The organism is Chamaesiphon sp. VAR_69_metabat_338, assembly GCF_031423935.1.
Taxonomy (GTDB): Bacteria; Cyanobacteriota; Cyanobacteriia; order Cyanobacteriales; family Chamaesiphonaceae; genus Chamaesiphon.
In genome coordinates this window covers 1-2,538 of sequence record NZ_JANPGM010000226.1, presented here as the reverse complement: position 1 = coordinate 2,538, position 2,538 = coordinate 1, and the positions used below count along the sequence as shown (strand labels likewise).

3 protein-coding genes are annotated in these 2,538 nt (G+C 46.3%); all 3 read left to right on the top strand.

Features of this window, described 5'->3' with window-relative positions; all coding sequences use genetic code 11:
• The first annotated feature begins 345 nt into the window (after nt 1–345).
• Nucleotides 346–948: a GNAT family N-acetyltransferase gene (locus tag RMO84_RS06675; RefSeq protein ID WP_310487692.1), complete on the top strand. Its 603-nt coding sequence runs from the start codon at nt 346–348 to the stop codon at nt 946–948.
• Between the two features lie 477 nt (nt 949–1,425).
• The gene (locus RMO84_RS06670) at nt 1,426–1,956 is read left to right on the top strand and encodes a DUF2808 domain-containing protein (protein ID WP_310487691.1); all 531 of its coding nucleotides are present in this window, start codon (nt 1,426–1,428) and stop codon (nt 1,954–1,956) included.
• 126 nt (nt 1,957–2,082) lie between these two features.
• Nucleotides 2,083–2,538 (top strand): Uma2 family endonuclease (locus RMO84_RS06665; protein ID WP_310487690.1); only part of this gene is annotated, 456 nt, incomplete at its 3' end.

Sequence of the window (2,538 nt, the reverse complement as noted above, 5' to 3'; positions counted from 1 at the left end):
TAATAACTTAACAACCACAGCAGACTGGTAGTACTAGCCAAAAACGCCGTCTCCACCATCACGATCGGTGGCTGACTGATGGGCGATCGATCGACCGTTCCGGACTGCGGTTCGACTGAGGATTGATGCTCGATGGGAGATGCCAAAGGATTGCCTCGATCGCCTGCACGATCGGCTAAATGAGTTATGATGAAGATTGAGTTTGAGTGAGCTTATCAGTTCTAATTGTAGATCGACTCACTACCAATCTAAATATTCGATTTCGGCAATCGACAATTTAATAGCGATCGATTCGCTCGACACGATCTCGGGTGGGGATTCAGCGCAAACCAGCATATTTTAGACATGACCGCAAATACCGCACACATCGCTCAGCCGATTGCCCTCGATCCCCATCAAATCGAGATTCGGGCCGTGCGAGAAGAAGAAATACATTGCGTCGCGGAAATTATTACTCGCAGTTTTCATTTCGATCGGGGGTGGATGGGGTGGTTTACCCCATTATTTAAGCTAGGAATTGCTGAAGATCTACGGCACCGTCTGCGCAGCCATGCGACCAGTGCTAACCCCGCCAAAAGCCAGCAGCAAGTTTGCTCGATCGCGGTTTATCCCGATCGCGGTCAGATGCGCGTCATCGGCACGATCGAAGTCGGGGTCAGGATTAATAATTATCGCCAAACCACACCGCAGCGATATGTCTATATCTCCAATCTTGCAGTCAGCCGCGACTTTCGCCGCCGGGGTGTAGCGATAGAACTAATTACGAGTTGCGAACAATTGACCAAGACGTGGGGCTATTCCAAAATCCATCTCCACGTAATGGCAAATAACGAACGCGGTCGCAATTTATACCAAAAATTGGGTTACGAGATTGTATCTAGTGAATTTGTCTGGTCGATTCTGCCTTGGCATCGACCGGAACGGTTATTTTTGTGCAAAAATCTCTAGCAAGCTGCGATCGCGATCGCTGCAAATAGCGATAATATTCGATCGAAAACATATTGCTAAAAATAAGGGGTGCGCCGCCAGATAATCATTCGGATCTGTCGATGTCGATCTCTATGCCCTCAGCTTACAAGCTACAACCCCGTCTGAGTATACGCTCGACTGGCGATCGCGCATGATAAGCGGTGGTTAAATCGAGCCAATGTTACATGTAGCAAAAAATAAAAACATCCTAGCGTTCGGCACAATCCGAGCGCATCCGCTAATTTACTTAACCATGGAGCGGTCGCGATCGGTGTGGCGATCGCTAGCTTAATCGTCCAAAAACTTCGGTAATTAATGTTACCAAACCATCAGCTACAAATAGCGTAAATTAGGAGTAGGGCACTAAATTCGCTAAATATTTAGTCAATTTTCTCAATATAATAGTAAATTTGAGTAACAGATGCTCAACGTGCGAGATTTTAGTGGAAAACACCAATGTTAAAAATGCATACAGTTCAGCGATTTTTGCCCATCCTCGCACTAGCTAGTTGCCTGGTGGCAGTTATGCCGGTCGTCGTTAGGTCGCAGAGCTTACCGGGCTTTACGCTATTTAGTGGCGTCGATCCCAGCAATCAACTCAGCTATCGCTTAGACTCTGGCAATCGCAATGCCACCGATCGCTATCAGCTCAAGATTCCTGGCTCCAAAATCAATCGCTTGGGTGCCGCCCAAATTCAAATTAGCTATCCAGATTATTACAAAGGTAAATTCGACGATAAAGCGATCGAAGTCTTGGTTGGTGACAAAAAAATTCCCATCCAATCTGTAGTCTGGAATCGAGAAAATCAAACCATCCAAATCGATCTCGCTCAGAGAATCAAAACCAAAGGAGACATCGAAGTCGTCCTCAGTAACGTCCAGAATCCCGATAGTGCTGGCATGTATTATTTTACTTGCCAAGTCAAAAGTAGCAGCGAATTCCCAGTAGCGCGTTATGTCGGTACCTGGGTTATGAGTATCGACTAGATCTAGCGGCGATCTCTAGTCAATCGAAAAGGTGGCCGATCGTATATCGGCTACCTTTTCTATTGCTAGAGCGAAGTGGATATAGATGTTAGGATCTGTGCATATACTTTTGCAGGAGGTGTCGTGATGACAGTTGCCAGCCAGAAAATGACACTAGCACAATTCCTTGCCTATGATGATGGCACGGATAAGTTATACGAACTGGAATATGGAGAGCTGATTGACATGCCTGCTGAGAGCGATCTGAATCAGAGAATTGCATCCTTTTTGTTTGCCTTTTTTCTGGGATTAGGCATTCTCAGCTATCGACTGAGGATTGGAGTAGAAATTGCAGTCAGTGGCTCGCGCACATCTGTGCGAGTACCCGATTTGGCGATTTTGTCTGAAGAATTAGCAGCAGAAATGGATGGTGCGAGTAGATCGATTGTCTTAATGGATATGCCGCCACCATTATTAGTAGTGGAAGTTGTCAGCCCCAACCAGGAGAAAAGAGATTATCGATACAAACGCACGGAATATGCAGCGCGAGGCATTGCTGAATATTGGATCGTCGATCCGTTGGCTCAAAAGGTAACGGTGTTG